At 59.0% G+C, this 19,485-nt stretch carries 28 protein-coding genes; 2 read left to right on the forward strand and 26 right to left on the reverse strand.

Annotated elements, in window-relative coordinates; translation table 11 throughout:
• Nucleotides 1-121 precede the first annotated feature (121 nt).
• Nucleotides 122-2,806 carry a TrlF family AAA-like ATPase gene (locus tag BKK80_RS34885; RefSeq protein WP_071073897.1) on the reverse strand — a complete coding sequence of 895 codons (2,685 nt, stop codon included), beginning with the start codon at nt 2,804-2,806 and terminating at the stop codon, nt 122-124.
• A 359-nt stretch (nt 2,807-3,165) separates the two neighbouring features.
• On the opposite strand from BKK80_RS34885, the gene BKK80_RS36085 reads away from it, so the two are divergent.
• Both BKK80_RS36085 and BKK80_RS34890 read left to right on the forward strand, forming a co-directional pair.
• The gene (locus BKK80_RS36085; protein WP_084545952.1) at nt 3,166-3,357 is read left to right on the forward strand and encodes a hypothetical protein; all 192 of its coding nucleotides are present in this window, start codon (nt 3,166-3,168) and stop codon (nt 3,355-3,357) included.
• 395 nt (nt 3,358-3,752) lie between these two features.
• Nucleotides 3,753-4,718, forward strand: a complete 966-nt coding sequence (locus BKK80_RS34890; RefSeq protein WP_071073733.1) for an SOS response-associated peptidase family protein — start codon at nt 3,753-3,755, stop codon at nt 4,716-4,718.
• Nucleotides 4,719-4,744: 26 nt separating this feature from the next.
• Here the strand turns inward: BKK80_RS34890 and BKK80_RS34895 are convergent, their stop codons facing one another.
• The 25 genes from BKK80_RS34895 to BKK80_RS34985 form a co-directional block, all read right to left on the reverse strand.
• Nucleotides 4,745-5,149, reverse strand: a complete 405-nt coding sequence (locus tag BKK80_RS34895; protein WP_071073738.1) for a hypothetical protein — start codon at nt 5,147-5,149, stop codon at nt 4,745-4,747.
• Nucleotides 5,150-5,333: 184 nt separating this feature from the next.
• Nucleotides 5,334-5,573 (reverse strand): hypothetical protein, encoded by a 240-nt coding sequence (locus tag BKK80_RS34900; protein ID WP_071073740.1) that lies wholly within the window; start codon nt 5,571-5,573, stop codon nt 5,334-5,336.
• A gap of 164 nt (nt 5,574-5,737) precedes the next feature.
• Nucleotides 5,738-5,929, reverse strand: a complete 192-nt coding sequence (locus tag BKK80_RS34905; RefSeq protein WP_071073743.1) for a hypothetical protein — start codon at nt 5,927-5,929, stop codon at nt 5,738-5,740.
• A gap of 156 nt (nt 5,930-6,085) precedes the next feature.
• The gene (locus BKK80_RS34910) at nt 6,086-6,310 is read right to left on the reverse strand and encodes a hypothetical protein (protein ID WP_071073745.1); all 225 of its coding nucleotides are present in this window, start codon (nt 6,308-6,310) and stop codon (nt 6,086-6,088) included.
• Nucleotides 6,311-6,672: 362 nt separating this feature from the next.
• Entirely contained in the window at nt 6,673-6,945 is a 273-nt protein-coding gene (locus BKK80_RS34915) for a hypothetical protein (RefSeq protein ID WP_157903467.1), read from the reverse strand.
• Nucleotides 6,942-7,520, reverse strand: a complete 579-nt coding sequence (locus BKK80_RS34920) for a hypothetical protein (protein WP_071073748.1) — start codon at nt 7,518-7,520, stop codon at nt 6,942-6,944. The genes BKK80_RS34915 and BKK80_RS34920 overlap by 4 nt, the downstream gene beginning before the upstream one ends.
• A 187-nt stretch (nt 7,521-7,707) precedes the next feature.
• On the reverse strand, nt 7,708-7,878 hold the full coding sequence (locus BKK80_RS37710; protein WP_236904055.1) for an N-acetylmuramoyl-L-alanine amidase: 171 nt from the start codon (nt 7,876-7,878) through the stop codon (nt 7,708-7,710).
• 140 nt (nt 7,879-8,018) lie between these two features.
• Entirely contained in the window at nt 8,019-8,396 is a 378-nt protein-coding gene (locus tag BKK80_RS36960) for a hypothetical protein (RefSeq protein ID WP_071073752.1), read from the reverse strand.
• Nucleotides 8,397-8,400: 4 nt separating this feature from the next.
• Nucleotides 8,401-9,297, reverse strand: a complete 897-nt coding sequence (locus tag BKK80_RS34935) for an HNH endonuclease (RefSeq protein ID WP_071073754.1) — start codon at nt 9,295-9,297, stop codon at nt 8,401-8,403.
• Between the two features lie 201 nt (nt 9,298-9,498).
• A complete protein-coding gene (locus BKK80_RS34940; protein WP_236904057.1) occupies nt 9,499-10,164 on the reverse strand; it encodes a uracil-DNA glycosylase in 666 nt (221 codons plus the stop codon).
• 215 nt (nt 10,165-10,379) lie between these two features.
• Nucleotides 10,380-11,024: a hypothetical protein gene (locus tag BKK80_RS34945; protein WP_071073755.1), complete on the reverse strand. Its 645-nt coding sequence runs from the start codon at nt 11,022-11,024 to the stop codon at nt 10,380-10,382.
• Nucleotides 11,021-11,566 carry a hypothetical protein gene (locus BKK80_RS34950; protein WP_157903468.1) on the reverse strand — a complete coding sequence of 182 codons (546 nt, stop codon included), beginning with the start codon at nt 11,564-11,566 and terminating at the stop codon, nt 11,021-11,023. Before BKK80_RS34950 ends, BKK80_RS34945 begins: the two co-directional genes overlap by 4 nt.
• Before the next feature lie 11 nt (nt 11,567-11,577).
• Nucleotides 11,578-11,802, reverse strand: coding sequence for a hypothetical protein (locus BKK80_RS36095; protein WP_084545954.1), 225 nt, complete (start codon nt 11,800-11,802; stop codon nt 11,578-11,580).
• A gap of 48 nt (nt 11,803-11,850) precedes the next feature.
• Nucleotides 11,851-12,108, reverse strand: coding sequence for a hypothetical protein (locus tag BKK80_RS34955; RefSeq protein ID WP_071073760.1), 258 nt, complete (start codon nt 12,106-12,108; stop codon nt 11,851-11,853).
• 102 nt (nt 12,109-12,210) lie between these two features.
• Entirely contained in the window at nt 12,211-13,302 is a 1,092-nt protein-coding gene (locus BKK80_RS34960; RefSeq protein WP_071073900.1) for a hypothetical protein, read from the reverse strand.
• 236 nt (nt 13,303-13,538) lie between these two features.
• On the reverse strand, nt 13,539-14,309 hold the full coding sequence (locus BKK80_RS36965; protein WP_157903469.1) for a CBS domain-containing protein: 771 nt from the start codon (nt 14,307-14,309) through the stop codon (nt 13,539-13,541).
• A 110-nt stretch (nt 14,310-14,419) separates the two neighbouring features.
• Nucleotides 14,420-14,896 (reverse strand): hypothetical protein, encoded by a 477-nt coding sequence (locus BKK80_RS38090; RefSeq protein WP_418235928.1) that lies wholly within the window; start codon nt 14,894-14,896, stop codon nt 14,420-14,422.
• Between the two features lie 96 nt (nt 14,897-14,992).
• Nucleotides 14,993-15,214, reverse strand: a complete 222-nt coding sequence (locus BKK80_RS34970) for a hypothetical protein (RefSeq protein WP_071073764.1) — start codon at nt 15,212-15,214, stop codon at nt 14,993-14,995.
• A gap of 174 nt (nt 15,215-15,388) precedes the next feature.
• Nucleotides 15,389-15,679, reverse strand: coding sequence for a hypothetical protein (locus BKK80_RS34975; RefSeq protein ID WP_071073766.1), 291 nt, complete (start codon nt 15,677-15,679; stop codon nt 15,389-15,391).
• Between the two features lie 561 nt (nt 15,680-16,240).
• Nucleotides 16,241-16,885, reverse strand: coding sequence for a hypothetical protein (locus BKK80_RS36970; protein WP_157903470.1), 645 nt, complete (start codon nt 16,883-16,885; stop codon nt 16,241-16,243).
• A 681-nt stretch (nt 16,886-17,566) separates the two neighbouring features.
• Complete coding sequence (locus BKK80_RS38095) at nt 17,567-18,118, reverse strand: site-2 protease family protein (protein ID WP_418235929.1); 552 nt, start codon at nt 18,116-18,118, stop codon at nt 17,567-17,569.
• Nucleotides 18,048-18,443, reverse strand: coding sequence for a DUF6283 family protein (locus BKK80_RS37715; protein WP_335582982.1), 396 nt, complete (start codon nt 18,441-18,443; stop codon nt 18,048-18,050). Before BKK80_RS37715 ends, BKK80_RS38095 begins: the two co-directional genes overlap by 71 nt.
• 14 nt (nt 18,444-18,457) lie before the next feature.
• Nucleotides 18,458-18,649, reverse strand: coding sequence for a hypothetical protein (locus BKK80_RS36975; RefSeq protein ID WP_157903471.1), 192 nt, complete (start codon nt 18,647-18,649; stop codon nt 18,458-18,460).
• On the reverse strand, nt 18,636-18,884 hold the full coding sequence (locus BKK80_RS34980) for a hypothetical protein (RefSeq protein ID WP_071073768.1): 249 nt from the start codon (nt 18,882-18,884) through the stop codon (nt 18,636-18,638). Before BKK80_RS34980 ends, BKK80_RS36975 begins: the two co-directional genes overlap by 14 nt.
• 36 nt (nt 18,885-18,920) lie before the next feature.
• A complete protein-coding gene (locus BKK80_RS34985) occupies nt 18,921-19,268 on the reverse strand; it encodes a hypothetical protein (protein ID WP_157903472.1) in 348 nt (115 codons plus the stop codon).
• Nucleotides 19,269-19,485 lie beyond the last annotated feature (217 nt).

Below are 19,485 nucleotides of genomic sequence, written 5' to 3' on the forward strand. Positions count from 1 at the left end.
TCCCGGCCCCCTCTCAACTCGTGCTGCATATGCAACGTGTTCTCATCTCGGGGCCCACTCCTCGGTTCACGCTGTCGCAAATCGCTCAGGCGTGACGTAACACAGCGATGACCCGAAACTCTCACTTGATCCCGTAGATCCTGGCACGCCGGGTGAAGGCCTCGCGTGCCCCCTCCAGGATCTTGCATGCGGCATCCCGGGCATTGGCATCGTCGATCGAGCCACGAGCCACAATCTTGCTGTGATCACTGTTGCTCTTGAAGACGATCAGTTGTTCGGCATCACCGAGGACAGCAATATTCGCGTTGTGCGTGACGATGATGACCTGCCTTCGTTCTTTCGCACGACGAAGGACTGGCACAAAAGTGTGGAAGATGAATTCACTGTCCAGGTTATCCTCCGGCTGATCGATGATCAGCGGGCGCTTGCTGTCCGACGATAGGATCAGTGCGAGCAAAACCGATTGCTGCTGACCAAGCGAGAGCTGGGAAAAATCGCGCTGCACATATCGGACGTTCACCCCCTCCCCGACGCGTCGTGTCACGGTCAACCTCGGCAGGTCGTCGACATGGCATTGTTCAAGCGCCGCACGAATCGACGGTTCGCTGAGCCTCTCCAGAATTTCTCTGGCATCAGCATTCGAAAACGGCTGAACATCGTCTTCGATTCTGATTGACGTCAGTGGCGCAGTTTGGGATCTCGCAATCGCGCCGATCAGTCCTGGTACGGTCAGCTTTTCGACAATGACACGTGCCTTGTAGTGATTTACCGTTCGCCAGCTCAACGCAGATGCGATGATGCCAACCGCCTCTTCGGAAAATCCGCTTTCCACGTATTGCAATTTCACTTGCAAGTCCGAGAGCACCTCCGCGAGCGCGCGCGATGCCTTGATCGCATAGGCCTGTCGCAGTGCCGCAACCGTTTTGCGTGCCTGCCACCGCTTCTCAAGGATTGTCCCATACTCGCTACGCAGAGCCTTCAAGTACGGCTCCCACGTTTTGAGGTCTGTTAGCAGTTTCTGCTGCTTCGTTTCTTCAGCCGTCAGCTTCGTGACGTGCGACATATCTAGCTTGACGCCTTGCGCCTCCAGCGCGACCCGCTTTGCCTCAATCTCTTCGCGAATCGGACGCTCGTTGGTCATCCATCTGGTAATCGATGACGTCGTCGTGGCGTTGAGTTTCGTATACGCTGCCCCGATGGTGGCCTGCGCCTGCTTTACCGCTGCAGCAAATTCGTCCAGCGCTAAGACGATCTCTGCCGCCTCGTTACGTCCTGTGACGACGTCACCGGCATCGACAATCGACCGAAGGGCTGCTCCCGTCTCGGCGAGCGACGCGTCCTCGACCAATTCCTTCAGATCCCCCAGTTTCTCCTTCAGTTGTTCCCGCTTTGCCTTTTCGATTGCCAGGCTGCGTTGCAGCTTGATCACTTCAGCGCCCTTTGCGGCCTCGAACAATTTCAACTGCTGCTGCACCACGGTCAATGAACGCTGCGTCTGCGGGACGGCTGCGACGTTCTTCTCTGCCTCCACAATCTTGTTACGCTGCGTCTCGAGGTCGCCCCGGAACAGATGCTCCTCCCCGATTGCGTCGTGAACGCCTGTAAAGGTATCAAGGTACTTCATAAGCGCGAGCGGATCACCCTTCGCCTGCTCGCGAACGCGGGCCGCTTCGCCTTGTCCAAAACAGTCGAGTCCGAATTCGATCGGCCCATCGAGTGGATCATCGAGATTTGTCAAATTTTCGCCGATTGCTCTCGACAACGAGTGCTGCTGGCCGGCCTCATCCTGCCAAAACAGGTGCAACTGATGTGGCCATACCTCTGAGTCGACGACCTCTGCACCGGATTCGCTGCCTGTCAGGCAGCGCACAGCCTCAAACGTTGTGGATTTCCCGGTTCCACGACCGCCAATAATGCAGTTCAGGTTGCGGCTGAAATGAATGGTCTGCCCTGTCAGAAAGCCGCCGCCGATCTTCATCCCCAGAATGAACGGCGTCGCGGCCGGTACCTCATCTTCCAGGCGTATCCGGGAGTCCCCCTCTTCCAGTGCATGGCGCAAACCATCAAACGAAGGGGTCGCCATCTTGTAGCGGGTGAGTTTGCGATCCTGACTGGCGTTGCGGCCAAGAGCATTCACCGTGTGAGAGTCGGAACTAAGGATGCGCGCCAGATACTGGCGCTCGCCCAGACCCAACCGTTCAATACGCTGCCTACCAATATTCGCACGCACCTGATCAGGGTCATCCGGCGCATATCGCACCGGAGACGCCGAACTGCTGAGTTCGATCCCGAGCAAGGCGTCGTGACAGATGATGTCCGTCTTGTGGGGTGAGCCACCAGGATAGTTAGTTTCCAACCCGTTACCGCCGTCAACGTGAGCGAGAACACAAAAGCCGCCCAAGCCCCGCGCTATATCAAGACATGCGTGCATCGAATTACGGCAACGACTGTTGGGAAGTCCGCGATCGGCGAGATCAAGGCGGCCGTGAAACTGGGTTAGCGCTGCCACTGAAGGGAAATAACAGAGCAAATGTCCTTCGGGTGTGGATAGCTCGACGGCAGGAATAACGAGAACGCCAACGGCGTTCCCTGCCGTCACCGCTGCCTGGACATTCCCGATCTCGTTGTGGTCGGCAATCGCGATGATTCGCAGGTTCTCCTGCACCGCCGTATCAACGATGGCCTGAGGCGTCATGGCCTTGTCAGTGACATCGTGGGACGTTGGATAGGAATGGATATGGAGGTCGCCCCGGTAAAAATGCGCGCCGTCAGACTCCACAAGACATTCTTGCAATTTCTCTGCCATGTTGATTTCCCTTATATGCGGCATCGACAGCCCCGTTCTGCGCCGATTGCCTCCATAGTATCGCGCCTGGGTGCGATACTTGCGAGCTGTCTATACCCTGCGCTGGGCAGCGGGCGCGCGAATTTTGCAGGCTGACGCGTGCGGCGATACCCGCTTTCGGACTGCTTTAGCCGTTTGAATGTCCGGCCGGCGCTTCCGGCGGATGAGTCATGATGGCCGGACTCCGCCACTGGTCGGCACCTGGGGCGGGGTCGTGTAAGCTCTGGCTTGCGTGACGGTTCCGCCCTGAGTCGAGTGCGCGACCGACGCGTTACCCACCTGACGAAAGCCACAACCCGCCGGAATCCGGACCACCAACCATGAACAGCAGACAACGCCGCTCGGCCTGCCGGGCGAGCCTGTACAAGCCCGGCACCAGTTGGGTATTTCGCGGCAAGCGCCTGACCGTTACCCATGTCGTGAGCCCGACCGAGGTGCGCGTGGAATGGCAAGACGGGGCCCGTACCTACGTCTCCACCCGAGTGCTTGACGCTAGCGGCCAGCGCGCGTGACGGATTCAGGCAACGACATTAAGAGCCGCTTCTCGCCGATCTCCACCTTCCGTCGGGGGCCGGCAGGAACCTGGTCCACCTGCAGCAGCTTGCTAGAGATTTACTCCGCAGCTCGCGAACGCCCAAGGAGGCCGGCGCCTGGAAACAGGCCTGCGCCTTGCCGAAACGTCGCGTTCGGCCTGCAGCGCGGTGCGGACTTCCGCAGTTTCAAGCCTGAGGCGATAAAGTAGCGCATGTCGGACGAGGCCACTGAGCTTCCGCTACCCTAATCCTGGTCTGACGGCTGCAGATCCCCTCTCGCCCCGCACGTTCTAGCTCGCCGGCGTGGCGCGGATACGCAGCGCTTCAGACCTTTCCTGTTTCTCTGCACACCAAAGATCAGTGAGCGACACGCCATGTGCTATTCCGCATTGGTGCGAACCGAGCACCGGAAGTTCGAGAGAGAATTCGGCGTCCAGGTGAGCCTGCGCCAGTACTATGAGATGTTCTGGCGGGCAGCAGAACACTCCAACTGGCTGCGCATTCCGAAAGCAATGCGGGAGGAGTTCGCTTCACCGGCGTCAGAGGAGGAGCAGTTGATCGCTCAGTTGATCGTCAAGGCCAATGCCGACCAGGCTCGTATCTTTGAGGCTGAACTGTTCCAACAGAAGACCCGCTTGACCACTGCCGAACGTGCATTGGCGGAGAAACCGACAAAGAAGGCGGAGAGCGATCGTCGGATCTCAACGGACAAGATCGCCAGGGCGCAACGCAATCTCACCGACCTGCAGCGTACCGAACTACTGCCCAGGGACGCTCGGATATTCCCTGGCCACTTCGCACCGGTGATCATCGAACGGGATGGCCAGCGACACCTTGTCCCGATGCGCTATCAGTGTCGCCTCCCTGGCTGGACCGGGGCGGACGAAAGGAAGAGGCCCGGAACGTACAATGCCCGCCGTGACAACCTTCGCAACGCCTGGCGCAACCTCTATGGGTATCAGCACGGGGTGATGGTGGCGACTGGCTTCTACGAGAACGTGGCGCGGCACAGGGCCGAACACCGCGAACTGGCCCCCGGCGAGCCGGAGGGCAATGTCGTCTTGGAGTTCAAGCCAGAGCCCGAGCAGGACATGCTGGTTGCGTGCCTATGGTCGTACACGAAGGACGAAGAAGGGGAGGGGGGATTCTTCTCGTTTGCCGCGATTACCGATGAGCCTCCTCCGGAGGTATCGGCCGCGGGTCACGATCGCTGCATCGTGCCGATCAAACGGGAACACCTCGACGCCTGGTTGCGCCCCGATCCGACTGATTTCAATGCGATTGGTGCGATCTTGGACGATCGCGCTCCCATGTACTTTGGGCACCGCCTCGCCGCATAAGAACCTGTGCGCCGTGAGCTGACGACTCAGAAGAGGGCCTTCAGGTGGTGACGCTGCGCGATGAGGCGCAAGAGTTCAAGGAAGCTAGTGTTGAAGCGATACCGGATGAACTTGGAATCAGTGACGAAGGTTATGGACTCCAGGGGCACCACCTGGATCTCGATCGTATCGTCGCCCGGTGGACGAAGCGTTCCGCGGAGCGTCGCGAGCTGACTGACCGCCCCTTTGATCGCATGCTGTTGCCGAAGATGCTCCCTCGTGGACGAAGCGATCGCTGTGGGAGACAGTGATGAAAGGAAGTCTCTTTTGGTGATGAGCGCCTCGTGACCTTCCTGTGCCACCGGATTGCTGGCCAACAAATGCTCCAACATCGACACATCCCGGGAACCCAGTTTCAATTCCTCGGCGGCAAAGCGCAATGCTGTGGTCATCACGCCTCCTCCAGCGCAGCGAAATGGGGCGTCATCCCCTCCATATCCCAATCATCGGCCCATCCGCAACGATTGCTTGGATAGTGCTAAGTCTGCCGGTGGACACTGGCCTTGCCGATAATAACAGTTATCGGCAAGGACCACGGTATCAAAAAAAGGCGCCTCGCCGGCGGCCCGTTACCGATTAGCGCCGACGATTCAAGGCCGAAATGGCCTGCGTGGCACTGGCGTGCGTGTCAATGGCTTGGGCAAAGGGCATCTCCAGATCCCCCGGCACGTGGATGTGCCAGCCATCCGCCTCGGGTTGGGCCAGCGACATCAGGTGTCGGTAGCGCCGAGCATCCTCGCGAAAGCTGTCGAGCAAAGTTGCCAGCGTCTCGGCCCGCGCCTTCCAATCCGCCTTATCCCAGCTGCTGTCGTCCATCGGTCCAGTCTCTAGTCACGGCGGCCGGCCGGTGTGGGGCGCGCGGGGCGCCTGGTGCCCGTTGAGGGGCGTTGTCTAGTGAGACTGTCCTCGCTAAGGCGGCGGCCGACGAAAACGCCGCCCGTGGGCGGCGTTGAGCAGCGCACTAGCCCGGTACGCTCAGTTTAGTACGAGGGATTCTTCGGCTCACCCTCGCCGCACCATGCGAGCGAATAGGTAGTGATCGGATAGCCCTGCTCATCCTTCCCCGACGCCGTGTTAATCAGCGTCCAGCCCAGCTTGAGAAACCGGTTCGCCTCATTGGCGTTCGGGCGGTCAATTACTTCTTTCGCTTTCGTCAGGTCCACGGCCGTCATGCGCTCAAATCTCCTGGGTGATGGCCAACATTGGCCGGAGACATAGATGGCGGCCGCCTCGCTGAGTTTCAAGAGGCGTTTTCTGGCAAAGCCAGTTATCGGCAAGGACGCGGCCGACCAAAAGCCGCCCGCAGGCGGCTTGGGCCGAGCAGGGGGTCAGCTTTCCCACTCGTCGCCGTCTAGCGTCTCGAGGGCATCGGCCTTGGCCGCGTCTTCGGTCGCAAAGCCCGGATTCACCGCGCCCACAGGCTTGCCCTGGTCGACCAAGCACCATTGCCAGGTTGATCCGTTCATGGCCACGTCGACGGTGGCGAACCAGGGAATCGAGAAGCCGGGGCGGTCAACTTTGGGCTCGCGACCGAGTAGGGTGTGATGGGTCATGGGAAATCTATTCTCCTTCGGCTGCCGGCCGGTGCGGGGCGCAGGGTGCGCCGAGTTGTCTGTGGGCGCCGTACCAAGACTCAAGGCCGCGCGTGGCCCTTGGGCATGGCGGCGAGCACGGCGGCAAAGCTCTCCGGCTTGGGGGAGGCGCCGTAGCAGCGCGTGGCACGCCGCACGTCCACCTTCACCTAGTGCGAGCGATGCCGGCGCGGGCGGCGGGCCGCCTGCCGCAGCGGACCGTCGAGGGGGAGCGATCGAAGACGAAGACCGTCCCGCCGTGTGCTTCAACCTGTGCAACCATGAGTTTAGCGGGTGGCATTAGTATGCCAAGTTGCCAATACTGCGTGCAGGCGCAACTCTCCCTAATGCCTCAAGACTTGGACGAACCGGATTGCCGCTATCAGCAGTAGCATCAGCGCGACGCTCAGGAGGCGCTCCTCGCGCGTCATGGTGACAGCGTGCTCGAGCGACGATTGTCGGTTCGCCCGACGCAGTTCGATCAGTAGTGCGAGCAATGCCAACGCACCGCAGGCAATTGCGATCGCGAGCCGTCCCGTGTGATATGCGTAGGCCGATACGGCTACGGCGAGCCAACAGAACAGCTTCAATCCCCACCGATTCATATGAGCTTTCATGTAGATTTCCGGTACCGATTCGCTTCCTGCGAGAGCAAAATGCCAAGGTTGCAGGCGCGCCAGATTACGTAGTCGACGGTCGCAACGCGGTCACCGCTCGAACGCGACAATTCCGCGCAGAGCTGGTCGACAGAGAGACCATAGACGTCAGCCACTCTCTGCAAGTGCCGGTCTGGCTTCGCTACGTCTACCCCGAGATTCTTGGCAAGGTGAAACTTGGTGATCTCGCCGATCCAGGGGAGGGCGCCGAGGAAGGTGAGTTTGTCCTCTGCCGCAAGATAGGCATCGAGCCATGCTTTGCGTCCACGCCAACCCCGGTCGATCGCACCGGCCTTGCCGGGGTGCCCAAAGACACTTTTCGCGGACGCTCCGACGACCAGGGCCTCCATGACGCGGCTGTAGATGGCGCGGGCGATCTGCGCTTTCATTCCAGAGTTGCAGATCACGAAGACATACTCCCGCCCGAAGACGTCAGCATCCGTCACTGGGTGCAATGACTCCGACCAGTCAATATCGCATTGAAAGCCGCGCGCAATCACGTCTGCTCGCAAGGTCTGGTACAGATCTGGACTCATGGAAACTCACAGGGCCGAGAGGAGGGTGCTTCGCGTAGGGGCCCTTCAAAGAAGACCCCAATCCTCCCGCGAGGCGTTGCTCGATACTGTAGTCAAATGGCAGCGTATAAATTCACGGGAAGGCCCGTTCTCGTCGCGCAGAGGCAATCGGGCTTGTGAGCGCGGCGTGGCGGCCCGCGGCAAAGTGCTACCTCGACTGCAGACGCCGATCGCGAAGGCAGGTACCGATGCCTGCTGCGATGGCCCGGGCGATCACAGTCCGATTCTGGCCGTCGGAGACCAAGCTATCCTCGTCAGGATTGACGATGACGGCGGCTTCTACCAGGACCGCCGGTTGGGTGGCAGTCTTGAGGACCACCAGATCGTCGAACCAATAGACTCCCGACGCGCGTCGGCGAGTGGCCTGTTTTCCCCCTAAATGGGCGCGTGATGCAATGACGGGATGCGGCCAATGGCCAGTAGCATTGCGTAGCGCCTGCTGAACTCCAGGGGGAAGTGTCAGCTGCCCTTCAGGCCGCCGGTCCAGGTGGCCTTCACCATCTTTCCGTCGCGGTATGTGCAACGGAACGCGACCGGCAGGGGCCCGCCAATCATGCCCGGCTGCAACACCAGATTGGCCGTTACATCGACGATCATGTCATTTCCCGATGTGTTGACGCGGGTCGTGATGTCGGTCGCCTCAGTGACCGGCGAGTGCTTCAGCATGTTCTCGGCGCACCGGCGAGCGGTACCTGATTCCGTGAAGGCTGCATCGAGCTCGATCACGCGGTGCATAGGATCGCTGAGCGTGAGATGGGTAGGCGGGGCCGACGCGCAACCGCTGCAAAGCGTGGCAATGCCAAACAGCGAAGAAGCATGCTTGATGTAGGAGTGCATTCGATCAGAATCCAGAATGAAAGACGTGCTTGAGATGATACTCAAGGTACGCGGCTTCCTGGGCGCTTGGCTGGCGGCGTAGGGCTGCTGGTAGCCCGAGCGCCGACTGATCGTCCCCCGCTAGCCTGGGCGAGACTTTCATCTCACCTGTCTCCGGATGAAATGCGACGAGACCTTGATCAAACAGCCGATCGAGTGTGGCCACCAGCGGGAGCCCATTGCACGGATCGAGCCGCTCCTCGTCGGTGCTCGTGCGCCACGGCTTGGCGTGGCTGGCGATGAGCACAGCGTCGATGCCAACTCCCGTGACGGCGCAACGGCCTTGCCACCGCGCCAGCATCCGGCATCGGAATGCCCCTTGTCCCAATCTGGCGTCGACGAGGGCCTCCCGCTGTGTCTCGGGAATCGAGGCGCGTTCTGCGAGCTCCTGCAGATCGTGGTCAAGTTGGCCATAGCTGTCGCCTGCGTGGAGATGCTCTCCACGCTCGCGCAGCAGCTGAAGAAGGTGTTCCGCCGCTTGAGTGTCTTTGACACGCGAGCGAGTGCTTAGAGGATGCCCCAGCTGCGCTTCGTGCAACTCGATGGCCAGGTCGACGTCGCGAATAACATACCGCCATGCGACTCCGCGCTCGTGGCGGTGAACTGAGAACGAGCCGTCGAGAAAATGGGGGTGCAATACGTAGGTAGATTCGGCAAGCACCTCACCGGCACCGACGTAGCCTTTCCCGCTGACGTATGCGAAAAGCCAGTCGCCTGCTTTCACGGCATGAAGAGCGCGATCTCCTTTGTCGCCGCGGACTCCCTCGAACCCGGCCGTGACGACACCGCGCCGGATATTCTCACGCCACCACTCATTCCGGTGTTCCGGGACGTTGCCAATGTTGAACCGATGAAAGGCCATTCTGGATCTCCCGTGGGTGGCACTTCGGCGCAGAGCTATTCGTTGAGCGGTCCTTCAGCAAGAGTAGCCGAGAGACCAGGATATGTCTCTCTAAAGAGACACGGCTACAGGCCTTGACGATGGGCCCGTGTCGATGCCACGTTACCGCGAGTTGCCAGGCGACGTCCGCGGCCGGTAGTGGTCCTGGCGTTGAAAAGGCATTCAGTAGGGCGCGGCTGCTTCGGCCCATTGATGGTGGATCTGATTCCACATCGCGGGGTTCGGGCCCCTAACCAGCGGGCTTGGGTGCGCCGAATGGAAAAGCCGCAGAGGCTTCGTCGTCAGGATCGCTTCTGCGCGCTGCGCCTTCCTCCCAACGAGGACAACCGTTCTGAGTGCAGGCAGGAGTTCGAGAAGCCGGTGCAACTCTTGAAGGCCCGCCTTCACTTCGCCGGCGGCGATGGCGCGCGTGCGGTTCCAGCCTGGCACTGTGTTCCAGAGAACGGTGCGCCGGCGGTCAATATTGGCTTTTCCCATATGCTCGAAGATCGCGTGAGCAGTGGGATCATTGTTGTCGCGCGAGATGAAGCCGGAACCTTTGTTCTCGGGGGAAGTCTTGGGGCCTGGCTTCTCGAGAAGAAAGAGCAGATCTGCTTCGATTCCTCCGTCGAGCGGGTCGAAGTCTGGGAACTCCCAGTCGGGGTGCCGCGCCCGTAGCTCGGCGACATACGCGGTGAGCGGAGCGATGTGGTGAGCATGCAGCAGCTGCCGTCGCGCCTCGACCATGTTTGAGTCCGCTAGCGCTCGTGCGGTGAGGGGGAAGACTTGGCCACCGACGGGATGGACCATTGCTTGTGTTTGAGTGCCGATGGACATGATTTCCTTCATAGACTCCCGCCGGCCGAGAGCAAGCTGCGGTGTGGGAGGAGGTCAGAGTACAGACTTCCACGGCGTACTCACGGGCGCTTTGCTCCCGCGGTTGCACCTCGTTTGGCCTGTTCGAGGGTATCGAATTTGCCGAGGATTGTCTCGCCGCGCCATAGGAGGAATTTCGACACACCTTTGAGGACATACCTGCCGATCCTCAGCCCAGAAGTATGCGATCATCCGTACGTACTCTCTTCCTTCCAGTCCCCCGGGTCGGTTTTGACTTCCATCGCCGAATCCTCCAGAGAATCAGAACGCGTTGGTATGGTAGTGCACCTCGGGTACGCAGCCGGCAATCGTCCTTGCGTGCAGTTCGAGAATGCAGTGAGTCGCAAACGTGTCGGCGGTCTCCCAGTCCAGAGAGGACGCGGCAGCGTCAGCGTAAATACCAGCCCACCGAATAGTGTCATCTTGGACATCCGAAGGGTCATTGGAGGCAGCTCAGGACCCTGGTAGCGTTGCAGGTCGATGGAAACCTGCTCGTCGCGTGCGATTGAGGAAATGCTCTGCATATCCTTTGCTGTCGAGGCTTTTCCACGCGGCGTGTACTTGAGCTCAAGGAAGCCACTGGCCTCCCGTGTGTTGCAGATGACGATGTTCGGGCGAATCAACTTCCGATCCCTCAACAGAATCGTTGGCTCGACGAAGATGCGTCGTTTGACTCGCGCTTCTCTGAACACCTCATGCAGATTCGCAACGAGCAAAGCCTGGAGGCTACGCTCGGAGTTGATATGCCCGCTGCAGTAGTCCTTCTCGACGGCACGCACCCACGCCTCAAGCAGGTGGCGGCCCAACTTCGCACGCTTGATCAGGTTGCTCAAGTTCTCTTAACTAGGGTGCCTTGCTTCCATCTCTTCCACAGCTCGGCAGTCCTGTAGCAGTCATTCCAGTTGTCCAGTTCGTACTTGTCCGGAATTGGCTCGGGAGGGGAGGGGGGAAGCGGTCCGCAGAAGTGCTCGTATGTTGCCCGTAGGTTGTGGCCGTAGATCGGAATCGTGCCGGGGTCACATGGCCAGCGAATGCTGGAGGTGATAAGTCGCATGTCATCGTGCGTTGCTTTGAGGACGTGACTGTCCTGGTCGAGACCGAGCAACTCATAAAGTCTTGGGAGATCGCAGTCTGTCCCGTTGAAACTGACAATGGTCCCAGTTGCATCGAGAACACGTCTTGCTCCGGCAGCCTGATCGCCGTCACGGTAGGCGATGTACGAGCCGGTGAGCACGTTCATGACCCCCACAATGGTCGTGCCCCAGTCGACGGCAATAATCTCGTGCATTTCGCTCCGCGACGGCAGTTTTCGGGCTCGAATCTCCGGGTAGACCTTCGCGACGTGCGCAGCTTGCTCCGATGTCAGTGCTTCCATTTGATTCCCTGTCAAAGAGGGCACTTTAGGACTGCCGCGGGATACCGTGCGCGAAGCAAGAGATCCGGAGTTGGCGCTAGAACCTCCGACATGAACTGAAGCTCCACGCAGGCGTCCACACCGAATTCTCGTGCGGCCCGCTCGAAAGCGGCCGTCGCCAGCGGCAATTGCGATCTGTCACCGGCAGCCAAGTTTCGAATAGCTGTCCGCTCGACGTCGGAAAGGATCGCGATCATGGTTAGTCTCTCGTCGCAAGGTGCCAATGCTGACACCAGTTCTTGTCTTCAGAAGATGATCGTGTCTGCCGGGATATCGATGCCGTAGTGATCGCGAATCCTTGCACGGAACGTGTGCCATTCAGCTTCACCCGCTGGTCGGTGTGTGCAGAAAAGGCACTGGCCGGCGCCAGCCCGTTGGTCATCGACGGTGCGGTGAACGTCAATCCCGAATCGCTTGCTGAACCTCCCGATGCACGAGCCATCGTTTGCCGTGACCCAGACCGTGTCTCGCAGTGAGGACACTTCAATGAGGTAGGGCTTCATCAGAAATTTCGCTCATCTCGATACCTCGAATGTTCAACATGGCAGCTCGCCATTGCCGCCGAGAGGCTACGATATCCGCCGTTCCGCAACTCGCGGTGCTTCTCAGAAACCGTAGGGCAGATCGCGCCAGCGCCGCAGCACCCGATAGTTGTTCTCTGGCAGTACGATCAAGCCTTGCTCTGCGGCTTCGAGGATTCGTTCGAGGTGTCCATCCTTGACCAGGTTGCCATGAAGCCCGTAAAAGTACCAGGCAAACGGCATTCCGATGCGACGATCAAACTGATTCAATCGACCAAACAGCCCATAGGCATCGAGCCGATGGGTGTCCTTCACCGCGGCGACCTTCTGGTTGTGACCCCACCCCGGCACGAAGGAAATCCAACGGACTGCTTTCGGATCTGTCCAGTCTGAAGTTTGGAAAATCCAGCGCGTGCAGATACGTTCGCCGGACTGCCCAGCACTGGATTCTGTCCAGTCGTCAAAGAAGCGCCGTTCGCGCGAGATATGTTGATCGTAGCCGGGCGTGAACTCGCGTACCGATCGCACCGACTCCGAACCTGTAGAGGTGTCCGTGACCCGTAGGAGACGGTCGCCGTCGCGGCGATGGCGATCGGAAAACAGCGACTCAACGAGTGCGGTGAAGACCCGCATGTCGATCGCGCGTCCAAGCCGATAGCGAGGAGTACCGAGATCCCGCCGCTCAAGGCGCTCCTCAAAGCCTGAGTCGGGGTGGCCATTGCGTAGGTCGTCAATGGTCGGGCGCCCCCAGTCTGTTGCTTGTCGGGCAAACAGCTCGCGAGCGATAAACTCCTGTTCTTCCCAGACTTCGAGTTGTACGAAATTGTCCTGGTCGCCGCCGCGGTCATGGGAAAAGTAATGCAGCACGGGCTGCACTTCAGTCAGCAGATACCCCTTGGTCCGATTGGCCGTACAGACAGCCTCAGCGTTGCCGCCGTGCTCGGCGAGTTGCTGCTCAACCCAAGCACGGTAGTCGGAAGCGATCTCAATGCCGTCCGCTGTTACCAGGCGCGCCGGCCGTGCGGACCAAGTATCGCGTGTGGTGACGTAACGCGCGTCGCGAAAATCTGTGCGCGTGGCAAAGGCGGTTAGCAGCGCAACGTGCTTCAGCGTCACCGGCGTCGTCGCGACGACTGTCGCAAGCACGTCAGTTTGAAGGTCATACTCTCGGCGCATTTCCATCTTCCGTCTCGCTGCACTTCATTCGTGGTCCTCCAAGTCGGCCAGCGATGTGGCCAACGTATCGGCGGCATCAGCATGCAACCCTGCAGTTGGGTCGTCCAACTCGATACCGGACGGTAGCCGCCGAGACTCGGCCGCGACTCGAAGTAGGTTGATTGCGAGGCGCAACGCATCCGCTGTCGCCATTAGGGGCATGTGTTTCCCGGTTTCAAGTCACCAAGTACGCTTGGCTACATGAGCTCAAACGGCGAAAGCACGCCAGCGAGGCCGCCGTGGCCGTCGTCAACGAGCCACAACGTAGGCTTACCTACGTCGGCCGCATTGAGCAATACTTCGACGTTATCGTGAGGGGTAACGACCTGTGCGTTCACCAGTTCGAGCGGACGTTCGTCAAGTCTAGCTGCCTCTTGGATCGACCTAGCGAGCACGGCTTTTCTCTCACCGTTTCGATGAAGGAATTTTGCCATTGATGCTTCGGGAACCAGCTTCCACCCATCAAGATTGACAGGGAGGAACGAGAACGAATGCATGAGCATGAGCTGCCTAGCGTACGCGACAGGTTGCCATGGTTGAACGATAATCGGAGAGCGGACCATATAATCTTCGACCTTCGTCCGCGGATGTTGCTGCTCTACCATCAGGGCCTCCTCCAATCCTATGCATAACTCAATCGCTGCTGTCGTTGCGTGACGGGCGTATACACCCGAGTGCATTGCATCGTTGCGAGCGGCCTGCGCGGTCCTATATAGTGCACCAAACCGAGAGAATAGCTGAGGAAATATACCTGGCATTTCACTCAAGACCACAGACTGTTCGGCAAGTACCTTGACAGGGTCGAAATATGAACCCAGCGTGCCTTCTTTTCGGGAGAGGCGAAGTCCGATTGCTTCTACCGTGAAACAAATCTCGCCAAACGCCTCGGCGTCTGCCAATGCTGCGTACCTCGCTGTCCGAAGACGGTCTCTGTAGTGAAGGCGCTCAGGCCATTGAAGCGTGTCCATCTAAGTTCTTCCGATGCACTTGATCAAGTGTTTTTGAGAGTATTCCGTGATCAAAGGGCAGAAATATCTCATACTGGATGGGCGTGGCTCTTGGCTCGCCGTGCTTCTGGTCAATCCTCCGGCGTGCAAGGTATTTTCTTGACGACAATCCCTGGCGGAAGATCTCCGCAATCCGTGGCTCTCAGGCTTACCTCCATTTCGTCTGGGAAGTAGGCGTTATTGACTTCTCTTTGAGTGACACCGTGGACTGCAAGGAGAGTCTCATCTACAACATAGATGAAGCCATTTGTTCGCTCGCCATCAATCGTCCTTGTCGCGTACCAGAGTGCCTTCTCCCGAGATCGGGTGAACGAGAGAAAACAGTTATCGTTCAGTCCAGATTGGATGTGTTGAGATCTTACTGCGTTTTCGTCGGAGGGGTAGCGCGTTATGGAACCATCGCGGGGAATTCCATTTCCCCCTTGCGTGATTAACAACTTCGAATCACCGCGAGTCATGCTAACCGCACTAAGCCTGCCCTTTGGCTGCAACCGTCCCTCATTGGCTCGATCGAGCGCGTCGCAGACACCACGATACAACTGTCCCATGTTTGCCTCTACTTTTTCGCACGTCGATTTCCGTTGTCTCTTCCGGGAGGTTTGCCCGTCCGGTAACAGCCCGGTATGGGGCGCTCACGCGGAGAATCAGAATGCCGAAGGCGCGGCACCGACGCGGCGCAGCATCGCATGTGCTTCGTCCAGGCCGAACATCGAACGGGCAGGCTGGGGCGCGCCGCGACCGATCGCGACGGAAATGGCCGTGTTGTATGCCGCGATGCGTTCGCGAAGTAGTGCTTGCAGGCCGGCGACCAGAATCAACCTGTCAGCTTCCTCAAGGAGCGATTGCAAATCGAGTTTGTTTTCCATGGGTGTCCTAACAATCATGAGACATCGTGATTTGGCTCGGATACACCTCGGTCACGAGTTGATGCATTGCGGTAATTATGGGCCGCAATGACCCGGCCCATTTGGGTATGTGCTCATTTGAGGCGACTATCGGGTGGGCCACTGTCGTTACCATGGGCGAGGCACGAGTTTGTCCTAGTCCGTCCTCTTGCGAGTCACAAGGCCGGTTACTCGAGCAAGTCTTTCGTACGCGGCTCGCATGTCTTGGCTGATGTTGACGCCACTCTCAAGGGCCGACACTAGACCACCGACGAGACGGTGGCGGGCCTGCTCAAGCGGTATCTCGAGATAGCGTTCGTCTCCGTCCCACACATAGAGCCGGCCGTACTGATCGACGTTCACGTACTCGCGTGTGAGGTCATGCTTGTACAGGTACACTTCGATCCGTTCGGCACCAACAAGTGCGGGAACGATCTCCATGAACATGAAGTTTGCACGGAAAACGGGTGCTACGACTAACTCGAGTGGCGCCCAGACACCGCCTCTAGTGAATGCGGAGTCCCCCCAGTTCGCTGGGTCGCTTGCATCGCCAAGAAGGTAGTTCGTGTGTTTCATTGGACGAGCTTACCCATTCTTGAAGCGCGGGTCACCAAGAAGCCCGGATCGCTATGCTCGCGGCGCGCTTCGGCAGCATCCGCCTCTGTTTCGAATGTTCCAGCATCGGCCAAGTTCGGCTGGTACCTAACGTCGCCTCCTGGTGTGAACAAGTACTCATTTCCAGTGCGCGCAGTCCCGCCTCTCGGCGTGCCAGCCGAACAGAGAGCGTCCAACATCCTCGGATCCTGCGTGACAGGTACCACGTGGGGCGGAAAGCGCCGTACCACGTTCTGTAGGTGCGCCGCGAAGGGACTCCCAGCGTTGTCGTCATTAGCGAGAACAGGCGGCGCTGGCGGGACACTCTTCTTAGTGAACATGGCGCTACGTCGATCGGAATCATTCAACTGCATTTTGCCTTCCCTAACGTTTTCGTTAAGTGCAGACGTCAACTTACGTCAGGCCATCATCGGAGAAAACCCAACCGACGAATCCCAGGAGCGATATCGCCTGCAGGGAGAATATTTCACTTCCATAGTCCAGTTGCCTCCCATGAAGAACGCCATGCCTGCTCAGATAGCCCGCCTTCGGCTTGGCCATCGGATGGTTTTCAAGCAACGCCGAGAGGAACGCCAATTCATGCCGTTGCACGCCGGCATTGTCAATCCAAGGAGCAATCTCAGGACGAGGTCCACGAACGTTGAATATCGACTTTCTTGTCTCGCCCAATCCGATTCCTTCGGCTGTCGCTAGCGATAGTGGGATGGAAGCGAGATAGCGCCCCTCTCTATGAAGTGCAAATACTTCCTGAAGGATATGACTACGGTCTGAATAATCCTGAGCCATGCGATCACTGATTTCCGCAAGCAACTCCCGGGTCGCTTCGGTCATCACTGCATTTAGCCTGTTCACATCGTCACGGCACTCCTCGATGTCCACAATGACTCCGATGGGGGTCTCCGGCTGAACGAACCAATTGTGTGCAGAAGCACGCCGAATCGCCCGCTCATGGCCGGCTGTGAAGGATGGCCAACCTTGGCCTCCGGTCAGAATCCGCTCGGTTTCGGGCTGTACCCGGTGCAGGGGCTTGGTAGCCATCGTGGTGATTCTCCGATTGGTGCAAGGATGATCCGTTGCCTATTGGAGCAGTTCGGACGCCCGGAGTGCGCCGATTGCTCCGAGGTACATCAGGACTTCTCGAATTGCCAATATTGTACGGTCGGTGGCCTCGGCACCCTTTGTGCTGACAATACGCCAAACGACCTTTCCAACGACAAAGGCCAACAGAAAGGTCAGAAAGCCTGGCTGGACTACTTCGGGAAGCAGTGCGTACAAAACCCCTAACACGAGGCCATCTCGAATTCCGTCCGTCAGATCATCCACTGGTGGCGGGAACAGACCGAACGAGGCAACGGACGGTTGGCCTGGCGAGGTCGGAAGGTATGAGGGACGAGATTGGTTTTCACTTTGCCCCAATGCCGGCCACCGTTGCACCAAGATGGGCCCGATCACACTTTGCCAGAGCGACCCGCTGAGGAACGGGAACAACACTGACAAAACCACTCGCCACAGGGCATAGACACCGCCGCAATATATGGCGCTGCGCAACAGCTCCACTCGGCTCACCAAGTCTGCCATGCTTCTCCTCGTCATTCAGAACATATTCGGGAGGGGATGCCCGCTCGCGCATCGCCTGCACCCTGGCGTAGCCGCTGCAGCTCACCCTGGAATCGCGTCCGTAACGCCTTTTCTTGTCGCTTCTCAACGGGTTCCCCCGGATCATCCTTGGGAAAAATGATCTCGGACAATTCCAAAAATCGCCTTGCCGTCGGGATAGTGAGGGAGCAGGTTTTGGACTCCCGGCACTGCCCAGAGTACGAAGAGCCAAATATCTAGCCCCCACGACAGCCATCCATGAGGATGAAAATCAAAGAACACTACCGCGACGATGATACTGGCAGCTGGCCCTGCCGCGTACGCGATTACAGCTTGCCACGGCTTGCTTGGCGGGAGTACCTCGATATGCGCAGAGGTTGCGTAGAGTCCGATTTGTATCGGAAAGCGGCTTCGGCGAAAAAAATGCACTGATGGCCCAGTCCCAATTCTCAAAGCGGTCGCCCGTTGTCCGAAAACGAGGCCGGCAACCAAATGTCCCAGTTCATGGACGAGGAGGTGGATATGTGCTCCAAAGCACAAGGAAACGGTCCGTTCGAAAACGCTCATGACCTGGTCAAAGACTCGACGGATTCCCATCGGAGGGTTACTCCTTTTGATTACTTTCGCCTGCCGCGCACGATGCGCGGAGTTTCTCGAGAACCTGCTCATAGGCATCGTGCAGCGGAGGCCAATCGTCTTGAGGCGTGAGGGCGGCTGGATGCAGCCGGCCAGTTGCAACTGCCAACCGTACGCTTGGGTGGCGATGTCCGACCCTGGCGAGCCAGCCAGCGCACGCGAACTCCGCCCCCAACTTCGACTGATGACATGCGAAGATGCTCGCTCCGAAATCCGGCCCCATGCCTCGGTCGTCGGGGCAGGTAGCTGCCAGGCTCTCCGCAAGGCCGATGTCGAAGTTGGGAATATCGCCGGCCATGGAGTCACACCGCCAAGGGCAGGAACCACAGGGTCTCGCCAGCTGGCTCATGCTGCAGGATGTCATCGATGTCCTATTCGTTATGTTGGTGCGCGGCCCGTCAGCCCGCGATAGCGCGTCGCGAGGTCGTCTGCGTCGCGACGCAGATCGTCGCGCTGACCGTCGTAGGCTTCCGTCCGGCGGCCATAGTCAATGGCATTGATCTGGTCACGCTTCGCACACCACAGTCCAAAGACGCTGTCGGCATCATTCCCATCGTCAGAAGTGGTCATCGCGGCTATCCGTGGTCACTTGAACTGAGGGGGGGACCAATGCTTTGCCAGCCTCGGTTACGGTCCAGTCGTTGCCAGCCTCGCTCTCCTGCTTGTCCAGCCAGCCCTTCTTTGTCATGCTGGCCAAGGTGGACCCTGTCGCACCCATCATGGTCGCCTCATAGAAATCGATCTTGCCATGAAGAGCTGCGAACACAAGTACGGCCTCCTGCTTGTCGGTGAGGTTGGTAGACATGGTGCCTTCTCCTGGGCGGCGTTGCCGAATAATTCTTCAGTTGCCCATGCGCGGTAGGGCTGGCCACGCGGCCGCAGTAGGCGAGCCCTCGTCGGCTTTTGCTGCAACAGCCTCGGTAATCGCGCGCCTCACGTGCCCTGCGCGCTTCCCTTCGTCGTTAGGGTGAAGCACGAAGGCCTCGGCGAGGATCTTCGTGACATCGATGCCAGGGACGATGATGGCTAGACGAAACACTTCCGCGTCGCTGTCGAGCGGGTTCCATGGCTTCTGGACACCGAAAAGAAGCAGCGCACGCTTGTCGTCGGCAAGCCGCACTACCTCGTACCCGACCGCGATTGCGGCCTTTCGCATCAGAGTGCGGTCCGTCGAAATTGCATCATCCATTTGCTGGTCCTCTGTCCAGGCATTATTTCGGCCAGTTTGCATTCGGAGCGAGTACCGTCCGGTACCGCGGTTCCGGTGTCTGCCGATGGGTGGCTGCACGCGTCCTGCTCGCGGTCTGCGTTACCGCACGGATTACCGAGTGCTGCTGAACGATCGATAGCGGTATGGTCTTGCGGGATGCCATTGTGTCCTCACTGGTTGCGCCTTACTCGCTTGG

The sequence above is a fragment of the Cupriavidus malaysiensis genome (assembly GCF_001854325.1).
Classification (GTDB): domain Bacteria; phylum Pseudomonadota; class Gammaproteobacteria; order Burkholderiales; family Burkholderiaceae; genus Cupriavidus; species Cupriavidus malaysiensis.